This is a genomic window from Pseudoalteromonas sp. RB2-MNA-CIBAN-0110 (genome assembly GCF_040309305.1).
Taxonomy (GTDB): Bacteria; Pseudomonadota; Gammaproteobacteria; order Enterobacterales; family Alteromonadaceae; genus Pseudoalteromonas; species Pseudoalteromonas arctica.
Genome location: NZ_JBEOOQ010000250.1, coordinates 1 through 253, shown reverse-complemented (window position 1 = coordinate 253; position 253 = coordinate 1). Strand labels below are relative to the sequence as shown.

At 46.2% G+C, this 253-nt stretch carries 1 pseudogene; it reads right to left on the bottom strand.

Annotated elements, in window-relative coordinates:
- A pseudogene (locus AAEY68_RS21370) lies at window positions 1–253 on the bottom strand (thiol:disulfide interchange protein DsbG); the annotation flags it as partial.

Below are 253 nucleotides of genomic sequence, written 5' to 3'. Positions count from 1 at the left end.
ATCCAATGGCTACTCTCTAATGTTTGCCAGTCTTTTTGCGCTTTAGGGCCTGTAGCGTAGTCGTGTGCCGCTTGCTCTCCTACATTATTACCATTGGCGTCAAGCATAGGGCCGGTAAATAAATATTGCTCGTCGGCGGTGATATATAAAGTAATAACTTGGCCTTTAAAGTCGGCAACATAGCCTTTCATGTTGGCAGGCGCTGCAAACTCGCTGACTATTTCACCGCCTTGCTCAGTAACTAACTTAAGGG